The following is a 3,938-nucleotide window of genomic DNA, read 5'->3' on the forward strand; positions in this document are numbered from 1 at the left end:
CCGCAACACGGGCAAGGGCTGCTTGATCGTTTGCTTCTCGCTGCTGGGCGCGGTCGTCCTCGTCGCAGTCCTGTTCGTCGTGCTGCTGTTGTCGCAATGGGAGACCCCCGAGCACGAGCGCGGTGTCTTCGACGAGCGCGGAGGCAAGGAACTGGCCGACGAGCCCTGCACCGAGCTGGAACGGACGCTGAAGCCCGAACTGTCGGCCGGCGAAATGGGACGACGGGAACGACACCACCACCCGCGAGCCCGATTTCGACGATGACGATGATCGCCGCCGGTTCGAGGTGGACCAATGGCTGGAAACCGGCACCGTGAGCAGCGTCGCCAGGATCCGTGCCGGCAACACGGTGCTCGAAGCCGAGATCCGGGCGAAGGGACGCCCGGTCGTCCGGGAGTCCGATGCGCCGATCCCCGAGCGGGAGGTGGAAGATGCCGTTGCCCAGCGTTTCACTCCCCCGATCGAGGACCTGGCCCGCAGGGCCGTGGCCTCCCTTCGATGACGCGGCCGACGACGGGCCCGCTGACTCACTCGCGGTCGGCGGGGCCCGTGCTTGAGGGGCCCGAGCCGGAGGGGCCCGTCCACGGCGGGCGCGGGGCGTTGAGCGCGAGGCGCACGCCGACCATCCGGATGACGAAGCAGACCGCCGCGGCGATCAGCGCGGCCGCCAGGCCGTAGAAGTCCGCCTTGACGGCCACGACCGTGATCGCGGCCGCGATCAGGGCCGGGATCGCGTACAGGTCGCTGCGCAGGACGGAGGGGACCTGCCCGACGAGCGCGTCCCGTATCGTGCCGCCGCCCACCCCGGTGATGACGCCCAGCACCAGCGCGGGCCCGATCCCCAGCCCGTGGTTCAGCGCCTTGCTCGCCCCGATGACCGCGAACGTGCTCAACCCGACGGCGTCCAGCACCGTGATCGGCGTTCCCAGCCGGTCCAGGAACCGGCTGCCGACGAACGCGAGCAGCCCACCGCCCGCGGCGAGCGCGAAGTACCGCCAGTCGACGAAGGTGGCGGGCGGAAGCGTCCCGATGAGGACGTCCCGGATCACCCCGCCGCCCAGCGCCGTGATCATCCCGAGCCCCACGACGCCGACCACGTCCAGCTGCGTCGCGCGCACGGCCGTCAGCGCCCCGTTCAGCCCGAAGGCGAACGTGCCGGTCAGGTCCAGCGCGAGCAGCAGCGGTGGTTGGGTGTCCATTCCCTCTAACCTAACCACGCACGGGAAAGCGCGGCCGGACAGGTGCTAGCGCCGCAGCACCTTCGAGCGCGCCGTCTCCAGGAAGACCCGGAACTCGTCGATGCGCAGCGCGTACGCCGCGACGACGAACACGGCGCCGCCGGCGGCGCAGCCCCCCGCCAGGGAGACCAGCGCGGCGCCGGCGCCTCCGGTGAAGCCGCCGAGCAGCCAGGCCGCCGCGCCGCCCGCCGCCGCGCCCGGAACCGCCGCCGCGTGGAGCAGCAGGAGGGTGCGGAAGATGCGGCGGCCGTCCAGGCCGTGCAGGCGCTTCCGCAGGATCTGGCCCGCGATCAGGAAGCCGGCCACGTAGTAGAGGCCGTGCCCGATGGGCAGGTAGATGACGATGTGCTCCGGCGGCGCCAGGTACAGGACCGCGAAGCCGGAGACCCCGTGAACGGCGACGGGGGCGAGCGCGATGAGCCCCGGCGTCCGGGCGTCGCCCAGCGAGTAGAAGACCCGCAGCATCAACTGGAACAGCGTGAACGGAATCAGCGACACCGCGAACATCATCAGCACGTAGCCGATGACGTGCGCGTCGTCCACCGAGGCGCTGCCCCGCGCGTACAGGAGCACCGACAGCGGCACCGCGAAGACGACCATCGCGACCGACGAAGGAACGAGCAGGACCGACGCCAGCCGCAGTCCGCGGGAGAAGTCCAGACGGACGAGATCTTTGCGGCCTTCCGCGACATGGCGGCTCATCTTCGGCAGCAGCGCCGTGATGACCGACACCGCGATGATGGCGTACGGGAGCTGGAAGATGACGAAGGCGTTCTTGTAGGCGGTGATGCCCGCCCCGGCCTCCAGCCCGGCCTCGGCCACCCGGGCGCCGGCGCGGGTCGCGACGTTCGTGCTGACCAGCAGGCTGACCTGCGCGACGACGGCGTACACCATCATCCAGCCCGCGTTCCGCATCGCCTCGCCGAAACCGGACCCGCGCAGGTCCAGCCGGGGACGCCACCGGAACCCGGCCCGCCACAGCGCCCACGTCAGGACGAGCGCCTGGACGATCTGGCCGGCCGTCGCGCCCAGCCCGATGAGCGCGACCTGGCCGTCGGTGATGTCGTCCGGCGTCCGGCCGGGCCCGGCGATCCACAGGAACAGCAGCGCCGTCGTGATGATCGACAGGTTGTTGACGACCGGCGCCCACATCGGCGCCCCGAAGCGCTGGCGGCTGTTCAGCATGGAGCTGATGACGCCGCTCGCCCCGACGAAGAAGATCTGCAGCAGCAGGAAGCGCGCCAGGGTGACGGCGACCTCGCGCTGGTTGCCCGTCCACTCGCCCGCGTAGACGGAGATGAGGAGCTGCGCGCCGAGCACCGCGGCGACGGTGATGGCGGCCAGGGCGAGCAGCGTGACCGTCATGAACCGCTGCTCGGTCGCCAGGCCGCCGTCCGGGTCGTGCTGCCGCCGCTTCACGAGGAAGGGCACGAAGACGCTCGCCAGCAGACCGCCGATGAGCAGGTCGTACACGGCGAACGGCACCATGTTGGCCGTCTGGTAGGCGTCGCCGAGCAGCCCCGTGCCGAGCGCGGCGACGATCGCCGCGGTCCGGACGAACCCGGTCGCGCGGGACACGACCGTCCCGATCGCCATCACGACGCTGGACCGTGCCACCGACGGCGCCGCCTGCGCGGCCCCGCCGATCTCCTCGCCCTCCTCGCCGGGACGGTCGGCGGTGCCGAGGTCGCCGTAGACGCTGGGGTCGCGCCGGACCTCCAGGCCCCGCTCCGGCCGGGTCGGCGGCTCCCGCCGTTCGATGGCGTCCAGGACGTCGCCGGGCATGAGCACGCGGCCGCCGTACCGGCCCGCCATCTCGTCGCTCTTCAGATGTCCGGCCTCGGTCGGGCCGAGCTCTGGTGCATCGTCATGCTGCACCATTGGTCTCCTCGGGGGCGCGGTCACGGGTGCGAGGTGACGATCCCACACGGGACAGACCAGCCGAAAATCGAGCTGCCCCAGCATCCACGTTCAAACAGCCACAAACCACCCGTATGCCTTCGCCGGCCGCGGAGTGTCAGGAGGCTTCGAGCGCCGTGCGGGCCCATCGGGCCGCCTCGCGGGCGCGTTCGTCCTGCCGGTCCCGTCCGGTGCCGTACTGGATCTCGGCGACCAGGTTTCCGACGCGGAAGCGGAGCACGGAGTCGCCGTCCGGGCCGGCGGTGGCGAAGGCGGCCTCTCCGAGGCCCGTGAGGGGCGTGACCCGCTCGACGGCGTCTTCCCGCTCCTGCGTGAGCAGACGGCGTGCCGCGGCCGTGCTCGCCGTGGTGCGGAGCGTGAGCCTGAGCTGCTCGTCCCCCTCCGCGGTCGCGGAGGTCTGCCAGACGCAGTACTTGCGCGGCCGTCCCGTGGCGGAGTCGGGGCTCTCGAAACCGGACACGTGGAAGGTGCGCACCAGCTCGCCCGCCTGCTCGGCGCTGATGAGACCGCAGGGCGAGGGCGCGGCCGCGAAACGGGCCGGTTCGGGCGTCCGAGTGGACGGCGTCGCTTCGGGCGTCGTCGTGGACGCCGCCGATGGCGGCTCGGCCGTGTTCCGGGTGGCGATGACCACCACCGTCGCGATGACCATCAGCGTCGCCACGGCCCCGACGAGGGCGGCGACGAGCCAGGGACGGCCGGTGCTCGGAGAGCCGGCCGGAACGGTGGGAGGCCCGGTGTAGGCGGGACGCGGCGCCGGCGGCGGGGCCGCGGGCGGGAGG

At 72.3% G+C, this 3,938-nt stretch carries 4 protein-coding genes and 1 pseudogene; 2 read left to right on the forward strand and 3 right to left on the reverse strand.

Annotated features, from left to right (window positions below; translation table 11 throughout):
* Together E1281_RS40895 and E1281_RS38250 are read left to right on the forward strand one after the other, a co-directional pair.
* Positions 1 to 265 (forward strand): hypothetical protein (locus tag E1281_RS40895; protein ID WP_165959294.1); only part of this gene is annotated, 265 nt, incomplete at its 5' end.
* A 22-nt stretch (positions 266 to 287) separates the two neighbouring features.
* Entirely contained in the window at positions 288 to 503 is a 216-nt protein-coding gene (locus E1281_RS38250; RefSeq protein WP_131884587.1) for a hypothetical protein, read from the forward strand.
* A 25-nt stretch (positions 504 to 528) separates the two neighbouring features.
* Here the strand turns inward: E1281_RS38250 and E1281_RS38255 are convergent, their stop codons facing one another.
* The 3 genes and pseudogenes from E1281_RS38255 to E1281_RS40900 form a co-directional block, all read right to left on the reverse strand.
* A complete protein-coding gene (locus E1281_RS38255; protein ID WP_131884588.1) occupies positions 529 to 1,200 on the reverse strand; it encodes a TRIC cation channel family protein in 672 nt (223 codons plus the stop codon).
* A 45-nt stretch (positions 1,201 to 1,245) separates the two neighbouring features.
* The gene (gene murJ, locus E1281_RS38260; RefSeq protein ID WP_243717787.1) at positions 1,246 to 3,054 is read right to left on the reverse strand and encodes a murein biosynthesis integral membrane protein MurJ; all 1,809 of its coding nucleotides are present in this window, start codon (positions 3,052 to 3,054) and stop codon (positions 1,246 to 1,248) included.
* Positions 3,055 to 3,256: 202 nt separating this feature from the next.
* Positions 3,257 to 3,938, reverse strand: a pseudogene (locus tag E1281_RS40900) (hypothetical protein); the annotation flags it as partial.

The sequence above is a fragment of the Actinomadura sp. KC345 genome (assembly GCF_004348515.1).
In the GTDB taxonomy this organism is placed as follows: Bacteria; Actinomycetota; Actinomycetes; order Streptosporangiales; family Streptosporangiaceae; genus Spirillospora.

Excerpts from the sequence above, each read along its gene's own strand:
- murJ (WP_243717787.1), bottom strand. The coding sequence starts at position 3,054 with ATGGCGGGCCGGTACGGCGGCCGCGTGCTCATGCCCGGCGACGTCCTG.
- E1281_RS38255 (WP_131884588.1), bottom strand. The coding sequence starts at position 1,200 with ATGGACACCCAACCACCGCTGCTGCTCGCGCTGGACCTGACCGGCACG.